Genomic DNA, 22,042 nt, shown 5'->3' on the forward strand with positions numbered 1-22,042 from the left:
CTGCTCCTGTCGAAATGGCACCGAAAAGGGGTCGATCGTCGTGCGTTCATGGCTATATGATGGGAAACGCCAGTTCCTGTTTCAATTGACCGGGCTCAATCTGCCGAGATTATCGCATGACCGACGAAATCAGTAAAACAGGCGCCGCTTCTGCCGAAGCGGCATCGCAGAGAGAGCTAACGCCGGCCGCACGCCGTGCGTTGGCCGAGGCCGCAGCGCGGCGGGAAGACTACCGCGAAAAGGAGGCCGTGCTGCCGAAGGAGATCGGCGGCCGCGGCGGCAAGGAGCCAGGGCGCTACGGCGACTGGGAGGTAAAGGGCCTCACCAGCGATTTCTAGATGCCGCCTAGGCGGCGTTGCGCTGCGGCTCGAGCGCGATCCAGCCACGCTCGTCGACGGTGATGCCGACCATGTCGTAGCCTGCGATCGCGGCATGTTGCGTTGGCAAGGGGTGCTTGTGCGTGGCGCTGATGACCATGACCGCCGCGCCCGCCGCTTCGGCTGCCGCGATGCCAGCTGGAGCATCCTCGAAGACGAGGCAATCGCGCGCGTCGAAGCCGAGCCGTTCCGCGCCAAGCCGGAAGCAATCGGGCGCCGGCTTGCCGCGGGAGACATCTTCCGCCGCGACGATGACGGCCGGGACGGGGATGCCGGCGGCCTTCATGCGCAACAGCGCCAGCTCACGTGGGGCGGAGGTGACGATCGCCCAGCGTTCGGGCGGCAGCGAATCGAGAAATGCCACGGCGCCTGATATCTGGATAATGCCATCGAGATCGGCCGCCTCGGCCTTCAGCAGCAGATCAGCCTCGTATGCCGGGTCGACGCCCGGCAGTGCCAGGCCGGTGATGGTCTCGATCGCGCGCACGCCATGGATCGTCGGCAGGAAGGCGGCGACGTCGAGCCCCTGGCGGAGAGCCCAATTGCTCCACACCCGTTCCGCCGAGGCGATGGAATTGATGAGCGTGCCGTCCATGTCGAAGAGGAAGGCCGCGAATTTTCTGCCTGAATACATGATTTTCCTTGAGTCCGGGGAGGCGCTTGGTCGGGTGGCCGAACCTAACGTCTCGACTGCGGCAGGGGAAGACACGGGGGCGTGCTTTTCGATCGGCCCAGGGAACCACGGTATCCTCCGGGCGTTTGGGAAGGACTGCTTCTCACAACAACGATCGAAGGGGGACCAACGGTGCTGATCCGGCTCGGCTACGAAATCGCCATCGAATGCGTAGCCGCCACGCCGGTGATTTCAGTGCTCGAGATCCATCGGGACAGGCAGGGCGACATCAAGCGGCAGACGCGGGTGCTGACCTCGCCCGCGGTGCCGACAAGGCTGTACCACGATCTGCATGGCAATGCCTGCCGGCGTTTCACAGCACCCGCCGGTGGTTTTCGCATCCTGTACGACGCGGTCGTAGAGGACAGCGGCGAGACGGACGAGGTAAACACACTGGCCAGGGAAGTGCCGGTGGCGGACCTGCCCGACGAAGTTCTCGGTTATCTCCTCGGCAGCCGCTATTGCGAGACGGATCATCTGAGCAGCCTGGCCTGGCAGCTCTTCGGTGACATCCCGTCTGGCTGGGCGCGCGTGCAGGCGATCGTCGACTATGTCCACAACCGGCTGTCGTTCGGCTATGGCTATGCGCGCTCGACCCGCACCGCGGCTCAGGCGCATGAGGAGCGCGTCGGGGTTTGCCGCGACTTCGCCCATCTGGCGATCACGCTTTGCCGCTGCATGAATATTCCGGCACGCTATGTGAACGGCTATCTCGGCGATATCGGCGTGCCAGCCGATCCGGCGCCGATGGACTTCTCGGCGTGGCTGGAAGTGTTCCTCGATGGCAAATGGTACACGTTCGATCCTCGCCACAACACGCCCAGAATCGGCCGTATCGTCATCGCCCGCGGCCGCGACGCCACCGACGTGCCGCTGCTGCACAGTTTCGGCCCCCACCGGCTCAGCCTGTTCAAGGTGTGGACCTATGAACAGGAAGGCAATCTGTTCAACCCGCCCTACCACGGCATCGACAGGACCGTCAGCGCACAGATGCTGGCGTAATCGCGACGCCTACCGATGCGACAGGGTGGCAGCGAGGTTCTTTCTAGGCGCAACTTTCGGGACACATGGTCCGCTTCGGCACAGTGAGCTTGTGCCGCAACAGGACGCCGTCGATGGCGTCGCGATGCCTTGGGCCAGATCATGGTAAGCGGCCGGTAAACGCGAGCGCCACGGCGCATTCCCGTTTACCAACCGTTCACCTTTGTGGGTTCCAAAACTTAACAAAAACAACGACTTGCTGTTGGAAGGCGAGCTCTCCGCCAGGCCAAGGCGTCATCCGGCGGGAATCCTGCATTGCCCTTTCCGCGGCGACGAGGCCGAGGCGAGTGGAGGCTGTAGGATGCGGAATTACGGGGGTCTTGTTCACGCGGTCGGCGGCTTCGCCAGGGATCGCGGTGGAAATTTCGCGGTCCTGTTCGGCCTTAGCGCCTCGGTCTTGGCGCTGGCAGCGGGCTTCTCGGTCAACGTATCGCAGCTCTACAATGCCAGATCGAGCCTCCAGAGCGTGGTCGACGCCGCGGTCACGTCGACGGCACGCGACCTGACGACCGGCGCCACCAACGAAGCCGATGCCGACACATCGGTGCAGGCCTTTCTCGACGCCAACAGCCAGGCAGGCATTCTGCAGGCCGACCAGATCGTGCTCGACAGGCTGATCGTCAACAGGACTGCCAAGACGGTTCAGGCCGACGCCCATATCGATGTCGCGCTGTACTTTCCGATTTTCGGCACGGGCGACATGAAACGCGTCACCGCTTCCACAACGGCGCTCTATTCGGACAAGACCGTGGAAGTGGCGATGATGCTCGACATAACGGGATCGATGGCCAAGCGCGGCAAGGTCGACAAGATCGGCGATCTGAAAGCTGCTGCAAAAAATGCTGTTCTGACGATGCTGCAGAAGCAGGATCCGCAGAACCCCCGCATCCGCGTAGCGATTGTGCCTTATGCATCTGGCGTCAACGCCGGCAAGCTGGCGGAAAACATCTATGCCGAGAAGCAAGGCAGCTCTGAGCTCCCACCCGTCGCCGGCAGTCCGCTTCTCGTCGCCAAGACAGGCAAAAATCTGCTGCCGTCCTTCAGCGACTACATCTCCATTGTCGGCGCGGCGATGCCACGCCCCGACAATTGCGCCACCGAGCGCAAGGGCAAGAACGGCAACGCGGATATGAGTGCCGACGGCCCAGACACTGTTCGCACCGACAGGAACGGCAAGAAATACTATGCCCTGGTCAACCGGGACGATCATCTCGGCGGAGGTATGAACAGGTGCCCTGATGCGGAGGTGATCCCGCTGACCGCCGACTCCGATGCATTGCTTGAATCGATCGAGGACTTCCAGGCCGATGGCTACACGGCCGGCGCGATCGCCATTCAGTGGACCTATTATATGCTGTCGCCGCAATGGCGCACTGCAATCAGGAACGCCGGTCTCGGCAAAGGCGCCTCGGATGCCGATCCGAAGAAGATCGCCAAGGTCGCGATCCTGATGACCGATGGCCAGTTCAATACCGCCTTCGCCGGGGCTGGGGACAGGTACAACAGCCAGGGCAACCTTGCGCGCGGCAACGCCGAAACGTTGTGCGACAACATGAAAAATGATGGCATCGAGATTTTCACCATCGGCTTCGATCTGGACGACAAGGACATGTCGGCAACCGAGCGGGATCAGGCAAAGGCGGTGCTGAAGGACTGTTCGTCGAAGGATACCTCCGCCGCCAAGAGGCATTTCTTCGACGTGTCCACCGGAGCCGAATTGGACGACGCCTTTCAGGAGATCATTCGCAACACCGAAAAGGTCGCATTGACCCAGTAGTCCGCAAACGGAAAAGGCCGCCGCTTCTTTCGAAGCCGGCGGCCTTCCGTGTTTCCGTCCGTGGCGCGGCCTTGGCGGCGACCTATCGGGTCACCCGCCGCGCATTTCGCGCCTTAACGGGAAGACTGCTTCCCGAAAGTGCAATCCGCTGAGGCCACGTTCTGGAAAACGAAATCACTCGACATCGGATCACCTCCTTTCGATTTGTTGAACACATACTCATGATGGGGTGCATTGCAGCAAAAGACAAGGTGCGGGTCTGAAATTAGCCTACGGGCGGGCCTGGTGCGAGCCGGCTTGCGGTTGCCAGGCCGGCCGGGCAAACTTCTGCCTGGGGCCAGCATTCGGAGGAATCGCATGGAGGCAGCCGAAAAGGCCGCTCGCATCGTTCGAACGGTGATCGAAACATTGAAACCGGGGTTTGCCGTCAGGCTATGGACCGGAGAGCGGATCGGCCCCGCCACGGGTCCGGTGCTCACCATCAACGACCAGGACATCGTCTGGCAGGTGGTGAAGCGACCGTCCTTGTCGACGCTGATCGAGATGTGGATTTCCAAGACGATCAATATCGAAGACGGGACGATTTTCGACTTCTACGCCCTGCCATCGCAAGGCAAGCTCAGAACCAAGCTCAAATCGCTGCCGAAAATGGCGATCCTGCGCGACCTGCCTTCCGTGCTTTTGGCGCGCAAGCAGATGACGGCGCGGACCGATCTGTCGGGGCGCAATCCCTATGTCAGCGGTTCGAGCCAGGAGGCGATCCTGCATCACTACGACATTTCGAACGCCTTCTACCGGCTCTTCCTCGACGAGCGCATGGTCTACAGCTGCGGATACTTCAAGGATTTCGCCAATGGCATCGACCAGGCGCAGATCGACAAGCTCGACCATATCTGTCGCAAGCTCCGGCTGAAGCCTGGCGAACGACTCCTCGACATCGGCTGTGGCTGGGGAGCGATGCTCATCCATGCCGCGAAGAACTATGGTGTTATCGGCCACGGTGTCTCGCTGTCGCAGGCGCAGACCGATCTTGCCCGCGAACGCATCCGCGCCGAAGGGCTGGAGGACCGCATCACCATCGAGATCAAATCCTATGCCGAACTCACCGGCTCGTTCGACAAGATCTCGTCGATCGGCATGTTCGAACATCTCGGGCTCGCCAACCACGCCACCTATTTCAAGACCATTCATCGCCTGCTGAAGCCGGGCGGCATCTATCTGCACCACGCCATCACCCGGCGCAGCAAGGGCGACATGAAGAAGACCCTGCGCAAGGGGCCGGAGTACAAGGCGCTGCTCAAATACATTTTCCCCGGCGGCGAACTCGACACGATCGGCATGACAACAGGCAATCTCGAGGCGCATGGTTTTCTCGTCTACGATGTCGAGAACCTGCGCGAGCACTATGCCCGCACCTGCAGACTGTGGGCGGAGCGGCTGCACGAAAGGTTCGACGAGGCAATCGCCGAGGTGGGCGAAGCCAAGGCACGGCTATGGCTGCTTTACCTGACGGGCTGTTCGATCACCTTCGAACGCGCCTCGGCGCAGATTTTCCAGACCGTCGTGACCAAGCGCGCGCGTGGTCCAAGCGGCCTGCCGCCGACGCGGGCGGATCTGTATCGATAGCTTACAGGAAGCGCATCGCGTCGCCGGTTTCGATGCGCGCCGGCCGGTCGACCGTGCAATAGACCCCGAGATTGTGGGCGTTATGGCGGACCAGGTTGCGCAGGATCGCCGGATCGTGGTCGAAGCCATCCTGGGCGATGATGGTGAAACCGCAGCGGCGGCAGGGTTCCGAGATGGTCAGCAACAGGTCGCCGATGGCAAGCTTGCGGCCGATCCATTCCGTTTCGGGAAACGAGCCTTCGATGGCCGCCATGTCGACGACGATGTTGGGGCGGAAGCGGCGTGGGTCGGTGGCGCCCTCTGGATGCAACGCCTTCAGGCGTGCCAGCGAGGCGGTGGTCAACAGATGGATCGGCGCCTTGCGATAACGCTCCGCCGTCAGCGGGCCGGAATAACCAGGCGCGGCATTCTCGCGACGAAACGGCCGGATCGAGGCCTCGAAGCCGAGATAGGCCGATACCGCGCGGTCGCTCTCGATACTTGGCGCAGCCAGCCAGTCGCTATCGGGAACGGCAATCTCGAGTTCCAGGGCAGGCGACAGCCGGGTGCGGATGCGCGGCACCTTGTGCCATTTCGGGTCGCGGTCCGGTCGCGCGATCTCATTGTCGGACGCGTCGACAAGGCCGAACATGCGGTCGCCCTTAATGCTCTCGATGTCGACCGAGATTGTCTCCCGGCGCTCGCCGGCAAGCGAACTCGCCGGATAGCGCCAAAGCTCACTGACAGTGCCAAGCGCTGCCTGCATCAGCTCTTCTTGTTTTGCCGGTTGGCGACCAAATCATCGACGACGGCCGGATCGGCGAGCGTCGAGGTATCGCCGAGCGCTGAAAAATCGTCCTCGGCAATCTTACGCAGGATGCGGCGCATGATCTTGCCGGAACGCGTCTTCGGCAGGCCGGGCGCGAACTGGAGCTTGTCGGGCGAAGCGATGGCGCCGATCTCCTTGCGGACATGGGCGACCAGCTCCTTGCGCAGCTCCTCGCTCGGCTGCTCGCCGGCCATCAGCGTGACGTAGCAGTAGATGCCCTGTCCCTTGATGTCGTGCGGATAGCCGACGACGGCGGCTTCCGAAACCTTGTCGTGGCTGACCAGTGCGGATTCGACCTCGGCCGTGCCCATGCGATGGCCGGAGACGTTGATGACGTCGTCGACGCGGCCGGTGATCCAGTAATAGCCGTCGGCGTCACGGCGGCAGCCGTCACCGGTGAAATACTTGCCCTTATAGGTCGAAAAATAGGTCTGCACGAAGCGGTCGTGGTCGCCATAGACGGTGCGCATCTGGCCCGGCCAGGAATCGGTGATGCACAGATTGCCGTCGGCCGCCCCTTCCAGCACCTTGCCCTCGCCATCGACCAGCTGCGGCTTGACGCCGAAGAAGGGTCGCGTTGCCGATCCTGCCTTGAGGTCGGTGGCGCCGGGCAGCGGTGTGATCAGGATGCCGCCGGTCTCGGTCTGCCACCAGGTGTCGACGATCGGCACCTTGCCGTTGCCGACGATGTTGAAATACCACTCCCAGGCTTCCGGATTGATCGGCTCGCCGACCGAACCCAGTACGCGCAGCGACTTGCGCGATGTCTTGGCGACATGCGCGTCGCCGGCGCCCATCAGCGCGCGCAGCGCCGTCGGCGCGGTGTAGAAGATGTTGACCTTGTGCTTGTCGATGACTTCCCAGAAGCGCGACTGCGACGGATAATTCGGCACGCCTTCGAACATCAGCGTGGTGGCGCCGTTGGCGAGCGGGCCGTAGACGATGTAGCTGTGGCCGGTGACCCAGCCGACATCGGCGGTGCACCAGTAGATGTCGCCGTCATGGTAATCGAAGACATATTGGTGGGTCATCGAGACGTAGACGAGATAGCCGGCGGTGGTGTGCAGCACGCCCTTCGGCTTGCCGGTCGAACCCGACGTGTAGAGGATGAACAGCGGGTCCTCGGCCTTCATCTTCTCGGGCTTGCATTCGGCTTTCACCGTCGCGACCTCGTCGTGGTACCAGACGTCGCGGCCAGGAACCCAGCCGGTCTTGCCGCCGGTGCGGCGCACGACCACTACCTTTTCGACTTTCGTTCCGGCTTTCGCGGCGATCTCGATCGCCTTGTCGGTGTTTTCCTTCAAAGGGATGGGCTTGCCGCCGCGCAGGCCTTCATCAGCCGTGATGACGAAGGTCGACTTGCAGTCGTCGATGCGGCCGGCCAGCGCATCCGGCGAGAAACCGCCGAAGACGATCGAATGGACGGCGCCGATACGCGTGCAGGCCAGCATCGCATAGGCGGCTTCCGGGATCATCGGCATGTAGATGGTGACGCGGTCGCCTTTCTTGACGCCGTGTTTCTTCATCACATTGGCGAGCCGGCAGACATGCTCGTAGAGCTCGTTATAGGTGACCTTCTTGTCGTCGTAGGGATTGTCACCTTCCCAGATGATGGCGGTCTGGTTGCCGCGCTTCTTCAGGTGCCGGTCGATGCAGTTGTAGGAAACGTTGGTCAGTCCGTCCTCGAACCATTTGATCGAGACCTTGCCGTCGAAGGAGGTGTTCTTGACCTTGCTGAAGGGCTTGAACCAGTCGATGCGCTTGCCGTGCTTGCCCCAGAACTTGTCCGGATTCTTGATGCTGTCGGCATACCATTTCAGGTAGGTGTCATTGTCGATCAGCGCGTTTTTCTTCCACGCCGGCTGGACGCGATGGACATGAACCTCGGACATTCCTGACTTTCCTCCCGAACCAATCGCCGGCTTGAAATGCCGGCGGGATCGCGGCGGCACGGCCGCGAATTCGGCGGCATTATTACCAGTTCCGCCGTTACGGCAACATTAGACGTTGGATTCGCGCGGCGGGATGCCGCAGGGGGCTTCTCCAAGGCTGTCAGCACTCGAAGAGGTGCGCTGCTAACTGCACGTTTTCGCATGCTAAAGCCGGTTCAGATGAAGAAAAAATCAATAGACGGTTAATCAGCGGCGCGCACAATCAGCCGTGGGAGGACAGGCGAATCAACCTGGGGACCGTCATGCGCGACCATGCCGAAATGGACCTGATGCTCAAAGGCTATGGCTTGACCACGGCCAAGATTCTTTATCACTTTCCCGATCACCCGCATCTGCTGCAGAGCTTCATCTGGCAGGACTACGATCTGGCGCCGAAGTTTCCGGTGCTGATCAAGTTCATCGAATTCTGGAAGGCCAAGCTGGACGGGCCGCTGCATTCGATCAGCTACACCCACCAGAAGCTGATCGCGCCGAATGAATGGCGCAAGGTGGATGGTGAGTTCGTGCTGCATTAGGGACGGTCCACGGCCGTTGAGGTTGGCGCTCTACGGCGCCCCCCTCTGTCCTGCCGGACATCTCCCCCTCAAGGGGGGAGATCGGATGTTGTGACGGCTTTCGCCAATATCGAGCGTAAAGAGATGGCGCGGTGGGTGAAACTGCCAATCTCCCCCCTTGAGGGGGAGATGCCCGGCAGGGCAGAGGGGGGCGCTGTCCCGCGAATCTCTCGCTAATTGCAGGAGCTCAAACAGCCGGCGGGTTCAACCGGGCAAAGCCTTCCTGCCGCCGATACGGGAAGTACGGGTAGGGCGCGGTGACTTCGCTTGCGGCGTCGAGTTTCCCGATCTGCTCCGGCGTCAAGGTCCAGCCGACGGCGCCGAGGTTCTGGCGAAGCTGTTCCTCGTTGCGGGCGCCAATGATGACCGACGACACGGTCGGGCGCTGCAGCAGCCAGTTGATGGCGATCTGCGGCACGGTTTTGCCGGTCTCCTGCGCCACCGCATCGAGCGCATCCATCACCCGGTAGAGATGCTCGTCCTCGACCGGCGGGCCGAAATCAGCTGTGTCGTGCAGCCGGCTCTGTTCCGGCAAGGGCTGGCCACGGCGGATCTTGCCGGTCAGGCGGCCCCAGCCAAGCGGGCTCCACACCAGCGCGCCGACGCCCTGGTCGAGACCAAGCGGCATCAGCTCCCATTCATAGTCGCGGCCGACCAGCGAGTAGTAGACCTGATGGGCGACATAGCGCGGATAGCCTTGGCTGTCGGCTTGCGCCAACGACTTCATCACTTGCCAGCCGGAGAAATTGGAGACGCCGACATAGCGCAGCTTGCCGGCGCGCACGAGTTCGTCCAGCGTCGACAGAACCTCCTCGATCGGCGTGCCGGCGTCGAAGGCATGCAGTTGCAACAGGTCGATATAGTCAGTGCCGAGGCGCTTCAGCGCGGCGTCCACCGACTTGATCAACCGCGACCGGGAAGAGCCATAGTCAGCCGGTCCGTCGCCCATCGGCAGCGCGGTCTTGGTCGATATCAGGACGGCATCGCGGCGGCCTTTTATCGCTTCGCCAAGCACCTCTTCCGAGGCGCCGTTCGAATAGACGTCGGCGGTGTCGAACAAATTGACGCCGGCCTCCAGGCAGATGTCGATCAGCCGCCGCGCTTCCCTGGCGTCGCTGTTGCCCCAGGCGCCGAACAGCGGGCCGGAACCGCCAAAGGTTCCCGCGCCGAATGAGAGTGCGGGCACTTTCAGGCCCGATGCACCGAGACGTCGATAATCCATCTTTTTACTCCTGGGGGTGTGGAAAGCGGGTTTGCAGAGGACGGTCACGACCGGATGGGGGCAGGCTCGCCGAGCGTGGCGGTGCGATCGAGACGCAGCGCCAGCCCCGCCACGCCGAGTGCCGCGAGCGGCAGCAGGGCGGCGACCCAGGTGAGTGAGCCCAGGCCAAGGCCATGGGCAATCACCGCACCGCCAAGCCAGGCACCTGCCGCATTGCCGAGATTGAAGGCGGCGATGTTGAAGGACGAGGCGAGGCTCTGGCCGGCACCTTGCGCCTTGTCCAGCACCCACATCTGCAGCGGCGCCACGGTGGCAAAGGCGGCGGCCCCGAGCAGGCCGACATGGATGACGGCCATGACCTGGCTGTGGATGGCAAAGCTCATGGTTGCAAGCACCAGGGCCAGCACCACGAGACTGCCCAGCACGGCCGGCACCAGCCAGCGGTCGGCGACCTTGCCGCCAAGCAAATTGCCGGCGATGAGACCGCCGCCGAAGACGAGCAGGATCGGCGATACGGCCGCTTCCTTGAAGCCGCTGATCTCGGTCAGCAACGGAGCGATATAGGTGAAGACGGCGAAGACACCGGCATAGCCGAGCACGGTGGTGGCGAGGCCGAGCAGGACGGGGGTGCGGCGCAAAACGGCGAGATCGGCGCGCAGATCGCTCTTTTCGGGCGCCGTCCGGCTGCGTGGCACCAGAGCCAGGATGACGGCGAAGGCCGCCACGCCGACCAATGTCACCGCCCAGAAGGTCGCCCGCCAGCCGAAGGCCTGGCCGAGCCAGGTGCCGAAGGGCACGCCGAGGATGTTGGCGATGGTCAGACCGGTGAACATCAGCGCGATCGCCGAGGCTTGTCTGTTGGGTGCGACCAGCCCGGTGGCGACGACAGAGCCGACGCCAAAGAATGTGCCGTGGGCGAAGGCGGTGATAATGCGGGCGCCCATCAGCGTCCAGTAATCGGGGGCCAGCGCACAGGCGAGATTGCCAAGCGTGAAGATCGCCATCAGTGCCAGAAGCACGGTCTTGCGTGGCCAGTTGCCGGTGGCGATGGTCAGCAGGGGCGCGCCGATGACGACGCCGAGCGCATAGCCCGAAATGAGCTGGCCGGCGGCCGTGATCGAAACGCCGAGATCCTTGCTGACATCGAGCAGCAGACCCATGATGACGAATTCGGTGACGCCGATGCCGAAGGCACCGGCGGCAAGGGCGTAAAGAGCAAGAGGCATGGCGGTTTCCACTTCGATGGCGAAGAGCGCCGTCCCGCGCCCCGACCCTGAGATCGTGCTTCCCTGGATTGTGAACCAGACTTGCCTTGGGCACATTTTCTGTGAAATAGATTCACAAATGGCCAGGCCCGATATCAATCGCTCCGGCGAGATCGAAGTGTTCGTGCGCGTCGTCGAGGACGGCAGTTTCTCCTCCGCCGCACGCGCGTTGCGCATGACGCCTTCGGCGGTGAGCAAGCTGATCGCGCGGCTGGAGGCCCGGCTTGGCGCGCGGCTGGTCAGCCGCTCGACGCGAAAGCTGCAACTGACGCCGGAAGGCACCGCGTTCTACGAGAGCGGCCTGCGCATCCTCGCCGACATGGCGGCGGCCGAGCAGGAGGCGGCGGCGGGTGCTTCACCGCGCGGACGGCTGCGCGTCAACAGCTACGTGCCCTTCGGGGTACACCGGCTGATCCCGCTTCTGCCACGCTTCCTCGAACGCTACCCCGAGATTTCAGTCGATCTGGTGCTGACCGACAGCGTCATCGACCTGATGGCGGAACGCGCCGATGTCGCTATCCGTGCCGGGCCGCTGAGTGAGTCACGGCTGGTGGCGCGCAAGCTGGGGCAAAGCCCTGTGGTGGTCGTTGCAGCACCTTCCTACCTCGAAACGCAGGGCACGCCGCTGACGCCAGCCGATCTCGACAGGCATAACCGCATGGGCTTCGGGTTCGTCAGGCATGTCGATGGCTGGCCGTTCCTCGACGCGGACGGCCGCGCCATCATGGTTCCCATCACCGGCAACACGCTGGTCAGCGACGGCGAGGCGATGCGGCTGATGGCGCTGGCGGGCGCGGGCATCGCCCGGCTGGCCCGCTGGCATGTGGCGGAAGACATCGCGGCCGGCCGGCTGGTGCCGCTGCTGGAGGCATTCAATCCCGGCGACGAGGAGCCCACCCACGCCGTCTATGTCGGCCAGGGCCGGCATCTGCCGGCGCGGGTGCGTGCCTTTCTCGATTTTCTGGGAGAGAGCGTCCGGCTGAGCTGACATCTCCGGAGCCACGGCTCCCGGGATGTCAGCGTGGGCCGTATTTATGCTTTCGGCGTGAACGGCGCCGGGCGGCGGCCCACTGCCTGGCGCTCCAGCATCCAGCCGGGATATTCGGACGGCAGGGCGCTGACCTCGTCGAGACGAAGCAGATCGTCTGTGTCGAGCTTCACATCAGTGGCGGCAAGGTTCTGCTCCAGCTGCTCCATGCGGCTGGCGCCGATGATGACGCTCATCACGAAGGGCTTGGCCAGGACATAGCCGAGCGCCACCGTGGCGACGCTGACATCATGCTTTTTGGCGATTTCGCGCATGACGGCAACGGCCGCCCAGGCACGGTCCTCATTGACCGGCGGGAAGTTGAAGGACGCGCGGCGGCCTTCGCCATTGCCGGGCGCGCCGGGGCCGTATTTGCCGGAGAGCAGGCCACCGGCCATCGGCGACCACACCATCAGGCCGAGCTTCTCTTCGTTGAGCAGCGGCACGATCTCGCGCTCGAGATCGCGGCCGGCGATCGAATAGTAGGACTGGACGGTCTCGAAACGGGCAAAGCCCTTGCGCTCGGCGATACCGAGCGCCTTGGCGATGCGCCATGCCGCCCAGTTGGAGACGCCGACATAGCGAACCTTGCCGCTGGCAACGAGATCGTCGAGCGCCCGCAGCGTTTCGTCGATCGGCGTCACGGTGTCGGTGCCGTGCAGCTGATAGAGATCGATATGGTCGAGCTGCAGCCGCTCCAAGCTGGCATCGACCGAGTCCATGATGTGGCCGCGTGACGAGCCGCGCTGGTTGGGGCCTTCGCCCATGGCGCCATGCGCCTTGGTGGCGATGACCACGTTCTGCCTGTTCACACCGAGATCCCTGAGCGACTGGCCGAGCAGCCGTTCGGATTCGCCAAAGGAGTAGACGTCGGCCGTATCGAAGAAATTGACGCCGGCGGCGAGCGAATGGGCAACGATCTCGTTGACCCCCTTCTGGTCGAGGCTGGCGATCAGGCCCCATTGGGCATTCTGGCCGGCGGCGCCGAAGGTCATGGTGCCGAGGCACAGTTCGGAGACGAACATCCCCGTATTTCCAAGCTGGTTGTAGCGCATGATGGCGGCTCCAGAGAGTTTGTGATGACGCAAAGCAAATAGGAACGGTACGTTTCGTTTCCAGTCCTGGAGCAACGAGCCCGCTGAGTTGGCCTATAACCCCTCACCGCATCTAATGCCGCCATCAGAAAAGCGCCCGCTGCATTCACCGAACGAGGTTCGCATGAGTATGCGGATTATAAGTCTATAAATCGGATCTTCGTCTTCGGGCGGCGATTGACCTCCTCGACGAAGTCGTCATCCCACACGGGACCTGAGAGAAGATATTCCGCAAGCGAAGGTGTTGCGCCGACCAGTCGGTCGTAGTCCTCGGGGGAGAGTACGACAGCAGTTGGCTTTCCGCGCACCGTGATGGTTTGTGGCCCTTGTTCCCGCACCTGCCGTACGAGTTTCGACAGATTGTTCTTCGCGTCCTTAAGATGCCAGTTCAAGGGCACTACTCGCTAGATGGCTTCGCTAGTCATATACCAGATGCCGTTGAAGCATGGCAGGGTTTCCGCTCGAACAGATGTGTTCGCTAGTTCCTCGACATGGGTTGGAAGCTATTGGCAGCGAGAATCTATAGCCTCTTTCGGCGGCAGATCGCAAACCTCGGGGATTGGCCTAAACATCTCTCTCGTCGTCATCCACGGGCGGAGCAAGGAGCGCAGCGACGCAGCGCAGACCCGAGGATCCATGCCGCGACATCTGCCGAAGAATGCAGCGGAACAGAATTCTGCACCGCTGCATTTTCCTTTTCGTCACGGCACGGATCCTAGGGTCTGCGCTCCGCTTCGCGTCGCTCCGCCCTAGGATGACGAAGGTGTGGTGGCCTGCAGCCAATCGAATATGTTGGAATTTAGCGACTAGAGACCGGTCTGTGCATCGGACTATCGGCTGCCGAAGATCGCCGAACCGACGCGGACGCTGGTGGCGCCGAAGGCGATCGCGGTCTCATAATCGCCGGACATGCCCATCGAGAGTTTGGCGACGTTGGCTTCCTTGCCGAGCTTTTCCAACAGCGCGAAGTGCGGGCCGGGATTCTCGTCGGCCGGCGGGATGCACATCAGGCCCTCGATGGCGAGGCCATGCACGTCGCGGCAGCGGGTGACGAAAGCCACGGCCTCGCGCGGCTCGATGCCGGCCTTCTGCGGCTCGGAGCCGGTGTTGACCTGGACATAGAGTTTTGGCGCGCGGCCCTGTTTGGCGATCTCCTTGGCGAGTTCGGCGGCGATCTTCTCGCGATCGACCGTCTCGATGACGTCGAACAGCGCCACCGCTTCCCGAGCCTTGTTGGATTGCAGCGGGCCGATCAGATGCAGTTCGATTCCAGGAAAAGCTTCCTTCAGATCAGGCCATTTGCCTTGCGCCTCCTGCACACGGTTCTCGCCGAAGACGCGCTGGCCGGCCTCGATGACCGGGCCGATGTCGGCAGCGTCGAAGGTCTTTGAGACCGCGACCAGCGTCACGGCGCCGGCTTCGCGGCCGGCCTCGCGCTCGGCGGCGGCGATCTTCGCCCTGACCGCGAAAAATTGCTGAACGGCGTCACCCATATGCAAATCCTGCTGTTTTGGCCGGCGTTTTTGTCAGACGCGATACCCATATGGTTGACGGGTTTGCCAAACCATGGTGAACACCCGGACCACATTTCCTGAACTGCCGAGCCGTCGCCCGCAGTTCGCGCATGCTTTTAAGTGAAAAACGCCCCATGGCAACCGAACGATACAATCCGCGCGCGTCAGAGCCCAAATGGCAGAAGGCCTGGGACGCCAAGAAGCTGTTCGAAGCGCACAATGACGATCCGCGCCCGAAATACTATGTGCTGGAGATGTTCCCCTATCCGTCGGGGCGCATCCATATCGGTCATACCCGCAATTACACGATGGGCGACGTGGTGGCGCGCTACAAGCGGGCCAAGGGTTTCAACGTGCTGCACCCGATGGGCTGGGACGCCTTCGGCATGCCGGCCGAAAACGCGGCGATGCAGAACAAGGTCCATCCCAAGGAGTGGACCTACCAGAACATCGCCACCATGCGCGAGCAGCTCAAGGTCATGGGGCTGTCGCTGGACTGGGCGCGCGAATTCGCCACCTGTGACGTCGACTATTACCACCGCCAGCAGATGCTGTTCCTCGATTTTGTCGAGAAGGGGCTGGTGACGCGCAAATCCTCCAAGGTCAACTGGGATCCGGAGGACATGACGGTGCTCGCCAACGAGCAGGTCATCGACGGGCGCGGCTGGCGCTCGGGCGCGCTGGTCGAACAGCGCGAACTGACGCAGTGGTTCTTCAAGATCACCGATTTCGCGCAGGATCTGCTGGATTCGCTCGACGGCCTCGACGAATGGCCGGAAAAAGTGAAGCTGATGCAGCAGAACTGGATCGGCCGCTCGGAAGGCCTGCTGATCCGTTGGCCTCTGGCCGACGCCTCTGGTGGCGAGCATGAGCTGGAAGTCTATACGACAAGGCCCGACACCATCTTCGGCGCTTCCTTCATGGCTGTCGCCGCCGATCATCCGTTGGCCAAGAAGGCCGCTGCGCACAATCCGGCGCTGGCGAAGTTCATCGAGGATATCGGCCATATGGGCACCTCGGTGGCGGCGCTGGAGACAGCTGAGAAGAAGGGTTTCGACACCGGCCTCCGCGTCGTCCATCCGTTTGACGACAACTGGACGCTGCCGGTCTATGTCGCCAATTTCGTGCTGATGGAATACGGCACCGGCGCCATTTTCGGCTGTCCGTCCGGCGACCAGCGCGACCTCGACTTCGCCAACAAATACGGCCTGCCGGTGATTCCGGTGGTGATGCCGGAAGGCGAGAATCCGGCGACGTTCCAGATCATCGACGAAGCCTATGTCGATGACGGCGTGATGATCAATTCGCGCTTTCTCGACGGCATGAAGCCGGATCAGGCTTTCGACGAAGTCGCCAAACTGCTGGAGCAGAAGACCATCGGCAACCGGCCGATGGCCGAGCGCAAGGTGAATTTCCGCCTGCGCGACTGGGGCATTTCGCGCCAGCGCTACTGGGGCTGCCCGATCCCGATGATCCATTGCGAGGCTTGCGGCGTGGTGCCGGTGCCGAAGGTGGACCTGCCGGTGAAGCTGCCCGACGATGTCGATTTCGATCGCCCGGGCAATCCGCTCGACCGGCATCCGACATGGCGCCATGTGAAATGTCCGCAATGCGGCAGGGATGCGCGGCGCGAAACCGACACGATGGACACGTTCGTCGATTCGTCGTGGTACTTTGCCCGCTTCACCGCGCCGTGGGCGCATGAACCGACCGATCCCAAGGCGGCCAACGAATGGCTGCCGGTCGACCAGTATATTGGCGGGATCGAGCACGCGATCCTGCATCTGCTCTATTCGCGCTTCTTCACCCGCGCGATGCGCGAGGCCGGCCATGTCGATCTGGCCGAGCCGTTCAAGGGCCTGTTCACGCAAGGCATGGTGGTGCACGAAACCTATCGCGCCGGCTCGGCATCGAATGGCCGCTGGCTGGCGCCCACCGAAGTTCGGCTGGAGGACGTCGACGGCAAGCGCAGCGCCATCGACATCGCCACCGGCGAGGCCGTCACCATCGGCCCGCTGGAAAAGATGTCGAAATCGAAAAAGAACACGGTGAGCCCGGAAGACATCACCGATGGCTACGGCGCCGATACGGCGCGCTGGTTCATGCTGTCCGATTCTCCTCCCGAGCGCGATGTCGAGTGGACCGACGATGGCGCTGCCGGTGCGCATCGCTTCATCCAGCGCATCTGGCGCCTGGTGTCGACGGCCGCCGAAACACTGGCCGGCATCAAGCCCGTGGCGGCCAGCAGCGGTGAGGCCGCGGTGGTTTCAAAGGCCGCGCACAAGATCCTCAAGGCGGTCGGAGAGGATATCGAGAAGCTCGCTTTCAACCGCGCCATCGCCCGCATCTACGAACTGGCCAACGCGCTGACCACGCCGCTCAACGAAGTGGCCGAAGGCAAGGCCGACGCAGCGCTGAAAGGCGCCTGTCGGCAGGCGGTGGAGATTCTCGTGCATCTGATCGCGCCGATCATGCCGCATCTGGCCGAGGAGTGCTGGGCAACGCTTGGCGGCACCGATCTCGTTGCCGAACGGCCCTGGCCGGTCTTCGATCCGGCGCTGGTCGTCGACAACGAAGTCACCTATCCGGTACAGGTCAACGGCAAGAAGCGGGGGGATTTGACAATTGCCCGCGACGCGGACCAAGGTGCGGTCGAAAAAGCGGTATTGGCTCTCGACTTCGTGCAGAAAGCACTTGAAGGTAAGGCTCCGCGCAAGGTGATCATCGTGCCGCAGAGGATCGTCAATGTCGTTGCCTGATCGGGAAAAGACAGAGTTGAACCATTTGCTGCGCCGCATTGCGCTTGCCGGCCTGATAGGTTCGCTCGCGCTTGTCTCGGCCTGCACGGTGCGGCCGCTCTATTCGAGCGCGCCACTGTCGGGTTCGCAGGCCAGTGCCAGTGCCGAACTGGCGTTGATCGGCATCAAGCCGGTCAATACGCGTTACGGCCAACATGTGCGCAACAATCTGATTTTCGGGTTTGGACGAGGCGCCGGCGAGCCGGCCTCGCCGGTCTATTCGCTCAATCTCGGCGTGACCGAAGCGGTCGAGTCCGCGGCACTCGTGCAGGTCGGAACGGATGAAGACGAACCGACCGCCGGTTCCGTGACGCTGACCGGCAGCTATACGCTGGCCGATGCGAAGACCGGCGTGGTGATCGCATCCGGCAAGCGTTCGATCACCTCGTCCTTCGACAGGCCGCGTCAGGAATTCGCCGCATACCGGGCGCAGATCGACGCCGAGAATCGCGCTGCGCGAGAGTTGGCGGAAGCGCTGCAGCTGTCCATTGCCCAGGACCTTGTCCGGCACGGCAAGACCGGCTAGCGCACCTCATCGCTTCACGGAAACGGTCCGGCGCCCCAGGCATGATGGGGTGATCGCGGGATCATGACCAGATTCTCGAACAGAGCCAGATTCCGAACAGGGATTGTCCGAAGATACCCATCGAGCTGCTGCGGCACGGCGAGTAGATCGCGCCACCGGCGTGGATGCGGCGAGACGACGATCGTGCCGTGTCGCTCGCCGATTACCACGAAGATTTTGGTGCCCAGGATGGTCGGCGATCCATCCGGGAAGCAACTGTTAACCACTCGCTCCCTATTGCTCGGCAGACATTTCAGAGTGAGTCTTGAGAATGGAAGCCAAGCGTTTTTCCCGGGTCAATTTATCGACGGCCGCATCGCCTGATGATCCCGAGGGGAAGCGCTCCGAGAGCATCGGCGACAGGGGTGGTCAGCGAGGTTCTTCTGCGGCAGGCGACCTTGATCGTCCGGCTCGCAAGGAGCCGGGCGGCCGGCAGCCCGCCACACGCCAGGCCGGCTATTCAGCGCCGGTGGTCGATCTCGGTGGCAACAAGCGGCCCTATATGGAGCCGCGGGGTGGCTCGGACGACACGCTTTCGAAAATCGGCGATATCGAGAGCCCTGCCTGGCAGGAATATTTCTTCCTTGCACCCAACGTGCGTTTTACACGCACGCCGGACTATGAGGCCAGGAAGCATCGTCCGCAGCACGAGCGTGTTGTCGAACACGCCGCGACGCGCCCAGCAGAGCAAGCCGTTGCGCAATCCATGATCAAAGGGGCGTCCTCCGCGCCTTCGCTCCTGGCATTGCCGGCTTCGGTGAAAAGCCCTGCTTCCCAGCCGCTGGCCGGCCACGCCACGCAAGGGCCACTGCCGCCGGCTGCTGCTTTTGTTGCCGCGGGACGCGCCAGGGAGAAGGTGCCAGCCGTTGCGCCGATGCCGCCGAGGACGGCCGCGACGGGGCAGGCATCCGCGCGTGCGTCCGTTGCTCCGGGCGGCCCGATCAAAACGACCACTTCCGAAAGGCTGCGCTGGCCGTATCTTTCGGATCATGCCTTCTTCGAGGCCATGGCCCCCTATCTGGTCGACGTTTCGTCGCCGGCCCGGCAGACCGGTCCAGCGTCGCCTGCATCGCTCGCCGTGGCGCCAGTCACCGCTACGCCGATCGATATTCGCCCAGGGACCGATGCCACCGCATTGTTTCGTGTCATCGACTGCCTTCCGGGCCAGGCCTTGAAGCCGTTGCCGGATGCTTGGCCGGCCAATTCGAACCAGGCCGTCGCCCAACCCGGCGTGCCGGCGAGCGATGCGCCGTCGCCGGTCCAGCCTGTCGCAATCCCAGCCGCCAAAAGCGACGCCGTTTCCGCGTCGGCCGCGCCAAGTGTGAACGTCCCTGCCAGGGCCGTTGCCGCCCGCTCCGCGCGCTTGCCTGGGGCTGGAAAGGTCGTGCTGTCAACCGCGGGCGATCCCTATGAGCTTCCCTCGGAAGAGCTGTTGCAGCAGCCACCGGAGGGACAAGGCTTCTACATGTCGCAGGAGCGGCTCGAGCAGAACGCCGATCTGCTGGAAAGCGTGCTCGAGGACTTCGGCGTGCGTGGCGAGATCATTCATGTTCGCCCAGGCCCGGTGGTCACGCTTTATGAGTTCGAGCCGGCGCCGGGCGTCAAATCTTCTCGCGTCATCGGGCTTGCCGACGATATCGCCCGCTCCATGTCGGCGATTTCGGCGCGCGTCGCAGTCGTGCCTGGCCGCAACGTCATCGGCATCGAGCTCCCGAACGAGACGCGCGAAACCGTCTATTTCCGGGAGCTGATCGAATCGGAAGGCTTCCGCAAGACCAGCTGCAAGCTGGCGCTTTGCTTGGGCAAGACGATCGGCGGCGAGCCTGTTATCGCCGAGCTGGCGAAGATGCCGCATTTGCTCGTGGCCGGAACCACCGGCTCCGGCAAGTCGGTCGCCATCAACACCATGATCCTGTCGTTGCTCTACCGGCTGAAGCCGGAAGAATGCCGGCTGATCATGGTCGATCCCAAGATGCTCGAACTTTCCGTCTATGACGGCATCCCGCATCTTCTGACGCCCGTCGTCACGGATCCCAAGAAAGCCGTCACGGCGCTCAAATGGGCCGTGCGCGAAATGGAGGACCGGTATCGCAAGATGGCGCGGCTCGGTGTGCGCAACATCGACGGCTACAACGAGCGTGCCGCTCAAGCCCGCGACAAGGGCGAAACCGTCGTCATGACCGTGCAGACCGGCTTCGAAAAGGGCACCGGCGAACCGCTTTTCGAACAGCAGGAAATCGACCTCGCGCCGATGCCCTACATCGTCGTCATCGTCGACGAGATGGCCGACCTGATGATGGTCGCCGGCAAGGAGATCGAAGGCGCGATCCAGCGACTGGCGCAGATGGCGCGCGCTGCCGGCATTCACCTGATCATGGCAACGCAGCGCCCCTCGGTCGACGTCATCACCGGCACGATCAAGGCCAACTTCCCGACCCGGATTTCCTTCCAGGTGACATCGAAGATCGACAGCCGCACCATCCTGGGCGAGCAAGGCGCCGAGCAGTTGCTTGGCCAGGGCGACATGCTGCACATGATGGGCGGCGGGCGCATTTCGCGCGTGCACGGGCCGTTTGTTTCCGACGCCGAGGTCGAGCATGTGGTCGCGCATCTCAAGGCGCAAGGGCGCCCTGAATATCTGGAAACCGTGACGGCCGACGAGGACGAGGAAGAAATCGAAGAAGACCAGGGCGCGGTCTTCGACAAGGGATCCGTCGCAGCCGAAGACAGTGATGCGATCTACGACGAGGCGGTGAAGGTGGTGGTGCGCGACAAGAAGTGCTCGACGTCCTACATCCAGCGCCGCCTCGGCATCGGCTACAACCGCGCCGCGTCCCTGGTCGAGCGTATGGAAAAGGAAGGCCTGGTCGGCGCACCCAACCATGTCGGCAAACGCGAAATCATCATGGGCCGGCGCCAGCCGGCAAGCGCGCCCGAGGACGATGGCACGGACTGATCGGCAGCCCGCTTGAAGCGCACATCAAAAAGGCCGGTTGCCCGGCCTTTTTGATTACAAGCGATTGGTCTCAGCCGATCGCCATTCTCAGCCGATCGATTGGCCGGTCTTTGCCCAGTCGGCGAGGAACTGTTCCAGGCCCTTGTCGGTCAGGGGGTGCTTGACCAGCGCCTTCAGGGTCGCCGGCGGGGCGGTCACGACATCGGCGCCGATGAGGGCCGCCTGCTTGACGTGGTTCACGGTGCGCACCGAAGCGACGAGGATCTCGGTCTGGAAATCGTAATTGTCGTAGATCTGCCTGATCTCCTGGATCAGCTCCATGCCGTCGATGCCGATGTCGTCGACGCGGCCGACGAAGGGCGAGATGAACGAGGCACCGGCCTTGGCCGCCAGCAGCGCCTGGTTGGCCGAAAAGCACAGCGTGACGTTGACCAGGCGGTTCATCTCGGTGCGGATCGTCTTGCAGGCCTTGAGACCGTCCAGCGTCAGCGGCACCTTGATGCAGACATTGTCGGCGATCTTGGCCAGAACCTTGGCCTGCTGCATCATCTCGGAATATTCAGTGGCGGTGACTTCAGCCGAGACCGGACCCTTGACGATGTCGCAAATCTCTTTGGTGACGTCGGCGATCTTGCCGCCGGATTTGAGGATCAGCGACGGATTGGTGGTGACGCCGTCGAGCAGCCCCAGATCGTTCAGCTCACGGATATCCTTGACGTCGGCGGTGTCGACAAAAAATTTCATGGCGGGTCTCCTGAAGATTTTCATGTGCATGTCATGCACATTCGGGGTC

At 62.8% G+C, this 22,042-nt stretch carries 18 protein-coding genes; 9 read left to right on the top strand and 9 right to left on the bottom strand.

Annotation, left to right across the window (positions count from 1 at the left end):
- The first annotated feature begins 116 nt into the window (after window positions 1–116).
- A complete protein-coding gene (locus NKJ67_RS06220) occupies window positions 117–338 on the top strand; it encodes a DUF1674 domain-containing protein (protein WP_352580828.1) in 222 nt (73 codons plus the stop codon).
- Between the two features lie 7 nt (window positions 339–345).
- Here the strand turns inward: NKJ67_RS06220 and NKJ67_RS06225 are convergent, their stop codons facing one another.
- A complete protein-coding gene (locus NKJ67_RS06225; protein WP_292337242.1) occupies window positions 346–1,011 on the bottom strand; it encodes an HAD-IA family hydrolase in 666 nt (221 codons plus the stop codon).
- Between the two features lie 171 nt (window positions 1,012–1,182).
- Between NKJ67_RS06225 and NKJ67_RS06230 the strand changes: the two genes are divergently transcribed.
- The 3 genes from NKJ67_RS06230 (at window position 1,183) to NKJ67_RS06240 (ending at window position 5,494) form a co-directional block, all read left to right on the top strand.
- Window positions 1,183–2,052 (top strand): transglutaminase-like domain-containing protein, encoded by an 870-nt coding sequence (locus NKJ67_RS06230; RefSeq protein ID WP_127269220.1) that lies wholly within the window; start codon window positions 1,183–1,185, stop codon window positions 2,050–2,052.
- Window positions 2,053–2,392: 340 nt separating this feature from the next.
- Complete coding sequence (locus NKJ67_RS06235) at window positions 2,393–3,868, top strand: TadE/TadG family type IV pilus assembly protein (protein ID WP_352580829.1); 1,476 nt, start codon at window positions 2,393–2,395, stop codon at window positions 3,866–3,868.
- Between the two features lie 357 nt (window positions 3,869–4,225).
- Entirely contained in the window at window positions 4,226–5,494 is a 1,269-nt protein-coding gene (locus NKJ67_RS06240) for a class I SAM-dependent methyltransferase (RefSeq protein WP_128307916.1), read from the top strand.
- Between the two features lies 1 nt (window position 5,495).
- On the opposite strand, the gene NKJ67_RS06245 is transcribed toward NKJ67_RS06240, so the two are convergent.
- Window positions 5,496–6,239 carry an MOSC domain-containing protein gene (locus NKJ67_RS06245; RefSeq protein WP_128307915.1) on the bottom strand — a complete coding sequence of 248 codons (744 nt, stop codon included), beginning with the start codon at window positions 6,237–6,239 and terminating at the stop codon, window positions 5,496–5,498.
- Complete coding sequence (gene acs / locus NKJ67_RS06250) at window positions 6,239–8,194, bottom strand: acetate--CoA ligase (protein ID WP_352580830.1); 1,956 nt, start codon at window positions 8,192–8,194, stop codon at window positions 6,239–6,241. Before acs ends, NKJ67_RS06245 begins: the two co-directional genes overlap by 1 nt.
- A 302-nt stretch (window positions 8,195–8,496) precedes the next feature.
- On the opposite strand from acs, the gene NKJ67_RS06255 reads away from it, so the two are divergent.
- On the top strand, window positions 8,497–8,769 hold the full coding sequence (locus NKJ67_RS06255) for an usg protein (RefSeq protein WP_013529022.1): 273 nt from the start codon (window positions 8,497–8,499) through the stop codon (window positions 8,767–8,769).
- A 226-nt stretch (window positions 8,770–8,995) separates the two neighbouring features.
- Here NKJ67_RS06255 and NKJ67_RS06260 read toward each other — a convergent pair whose 3' ends face one another.
- Window positions 8,996–10,030 carry an aldo/keto reductase gene (locus NKJ67_RS06260; protein ID WP_128287921.1) on the bottom strand — a complete coding sequence of 345 codons (1,035 nt, stop codon included), beginning with the start codon at window positions 10,028–10,030 and terminating at the stop codon, window positions 8,996–8,998.
- Between the two features lie 44 nt (window positions 10,031–10,074).
- Window positions 10,075–11,256, bottom strand: a complete 1,182-nt coding sequence (locus tag NKJ67_RS06265; RefSeq protein ID WP_352580831.1) for an MFS transporter — start codon at window positions 11,254–11,256, stop codon at window positions 10,075–10,077.
- A 118-nt stretch (window positions 11,257–11,374) separates the two neighbouring features.
- On the opposite strand from NKJ67_RS06265, the gene NKJ67_RS06270 reads away from it, so the two are divergent.
- Window positions 11,375–12,283 carry a LysR family transcriptional regulator gene (locus tag NKJ67_RS06270; protein WP_352580832.1) on the top strand — a complete coding sequence of 303 codons (909 nt, stop codon included), beginning with the start codon at window positions 11,375–11,377 and terminating at the stop codon, window positions 12,281–12,283.
- Window positions 12,284–12,327: 44 nt separating this feature from the next.
- Here NKJ67_RS06270 and NKJ67_RS06275 read toward each other — a convergent pair whose 3' ends face one another.
- From NKJ67_RS06275 to NKJ67_RS06285, 3 genes are all read right to left on the bottom strand, one after another.
- Complete coding sequence (locus tag NKJ67_RS06275; RefSeq protein WP_127320631.1) at window positions 12,328–13,377, bottom strand: aldo/keto reductase; 1,050 nt, start codon at window positions 13,375–13,377, stop codon at window positions 12,328–12,330.
- Between the two features lie 176 nt (window positions 13,378–13,553).
- Entirely contained in the window at window positions 13,554–13,808 is a 255-nt protein-coding gene (locus tag NKJ67_RS06280) for a type II toxin-antitoxin system Phd/YefM family antitoxin (protein WP_352580833.1), read from the bottom strand.
- A gap of 438 nt (window positions 13,809–14,246) precedes the next feature.
- Window positions 14,247–14,909 (bottom strand): YggS family pyridoxal phosphate-dependent enzyme, encoded by a 663-nt coding sequence (locus tag NKJ67_RS06285; protein ID WP_352580834.1) that lies wholly within the window; start codon window positions 14,907–14,909, stop codon window positions 14,247–14,249.
- Window positions 14,910–15,064: 155 nt separating this feature from the next.
- Between NKJ67_RS06285 and leuS the strand changes: the two genes are divergently transcribed.
- The 3 genes from leuS to NKJ67_RS06300 all read left to right on the top strand — a co-directional run bounded on the left by leuS (window position 15,065) and on the right by NKJ67_RS06300 (window position 21,249).
- Window positions 15,065–17,689, top strand: a complete 2,625-nt coding sequence (leuS, locus tag NKJ67_RS06290) for a leucine--tRNA ligase (protein ID WP_352580835.1) — start codon at window positions 15,065–15,067, stop codon at window positions 17,687–17,689.
- A complete protein-coding gene (locus NKJ67_RS06295; protein ID WP_352580836.1) occupies window positions 17,676–18,254 on the top strand; it encodes an LPS assembly lipoprotein LptE in 579 nt (192 codons plus the stop codon). The genes leuS and NKJ67_RS06295 overlap by 14 nt, the downstream gene beginning before the upstream one ends.
- Window positions 18,255–18,564: 310 nt before the next feature.
- Window positions 18,565–21,249, top strand: coding sequence for a DNA translocase FtsK (locus NKJ67_RS06300; protein ID WP_352580837.1), 2,685 nt, complete (start codon window positions 18,565–18,567; stop codon window positions 21,247–21,249).
- An 87-nt stretch (window positions 21,250–21,336) separates the two neighbouring features.
- Here NKJ67_RS06300 and fsa read toward each other — a convergent pair whose 3' ends face one another.
- Window positions 21,337–21,993: a fructose-6-phosphate aldolase gene (gene fsa / locus NKJ67_RS06305; RefSeq protein ID WP_127320636.1), complete on the bottom strand. Its 657-nt coding sequence runs from the start codon at window positions 21,991–21,993 to the stop codon at window positions 21,337–21,339.
- Window positions 21,994–22,042: the final 49 nt, after the last annotated feature.

The organism is Mesorhizobium sp. M0088 (assembly GCF_040322895.1).
Taxonomy (GTDB): Bacteria; Pseudomonadota; Alphaproteobacteria; order Rhizobiales; family Rhizobiaceae; genus Mesorhizobium.

What these genes read in the sequence shown, in the direction of transcription:
- NKJ67_RS06235 (WP_352580829.1), top strand. Translation starts at nt 2,393, where the DNA reads ATGCGGAATTACGGGGGTCTTGTTCACGCGGTCGGCGGCTTCGCCAGG.
- fsa (WP_127320636.1), bottom strand. Translation starts at nt 21,993, where the DNA reads ATGAAATTTTTTGTCGACACCGCCGACGTCAAGGATATCCGTGAGCTG.
- NKJ67_RS06245 (WP_128307915.1), bottom strand. Translation starts at nt 6,239, where the DNA reads ATGCAGGCAGCGCTTGGCACTGTCAGTGAGCTTTGGCGCTATCCGGCG.
- NKJ67_RS06285 (WP_352580834.1), bottom strand. Translation starts at nt 14,909, where the DNA reads ATGGGTGACGCCGTTCAGCAATTTTTCGCGGTCAGGGCGAAGATCGCC.
- leuS (WP_352580835.1), top strand. Translation starts at nt 15,065, where the DNA reads ATGGCAACCGAACGATACAATCCGCGCGCGTCAGAGCCCAAATGGCAG.
- NKJ67_RS06260 (WP_128287921.1), bottom strand. Translation starts at nt 10,030, where the DNA reads ATGGATTATCGACGTCTCGGTGCATCGGGCCTGAAAGTGCCCGCACTC.
- NKJ67_RS06300 (WP_352580837.1), top strand. Translation starts at nt 18,565, where the DNA reads ATGGAAGCCAAGCGTTTTTCCCGGGTCAATTTATCGACGGCCGCATCG.
- NKJ67_RS06295 (WP_352580836.1), top strand. Translation starts at nt 17,676, where the DNA reads ATGTCGTTGCCTGATCGGGAAAAGACAGAGTTGAACCATTTGCTGCGC.
- NKJ67_RS06240 (WP_128307916.1), top strand. Translation starts at nt 4,226, where the DNA reads ATGGAGGCAGCCGAAAAGGCCGCTCGCATCGTTCGAACGGTGATCGAA.
- NKJ67_RS06265 (WP_352580831.1), bottom strand. Translation starts at nt 11,256, where the DNA reads ATGCCTCTTGCTCTTTACGCCCTTGCCGCCGGTGCCTTCGGCATCGGC.
- NKJ67_RS06270 (WP_352580832.1), top strand. Translation starts at nt 11,375, where the DNA reads ATGGCCAGGCCCGATATCAATCGCTCCGGCGAGATCGAAGTGTTCGTG.
- NKJ67_RS06255 (WP_013529022.1), top strand. Translation starts at nt 8,497, where the DNA reads ATGCGCGACCATGCCGAAATGGACCTGATGCTCAAAGGCTATGGCTTG.
- acs (WP_352580830.1), bottom strand. Translation starts at nt 8,194, where the DNA reads ATGTCCGAGGTTCATGTCCATCGCGTCCAGCCGGCGTGGAAGAAAAAC.
- NKJ67_RS06220 (WP_352580828.1), top strand. Translation starts at nt 117, where the DNA reads ATGACCGACGAAATCAGTAAAACAGGCGCCGCTTCTGCCGAAGCGGCA.
- NKJ67_RS06275 (WP_127320631.1), bottom strand. Translation starts at nt 13,377, where the DNA reads ATGCGCTACAACCAGCTTGGAAATACGGGGATGTTCGTCTCCGAACTG.
- NKJ67_RS06225 (WP_292337242.1), bottom strand. Translation starts at nt 1,011, where the DNA reads ATGTATTCAGGCAGAAAATTCGCGGCCTTCCTCTTCGACATGGACGGC.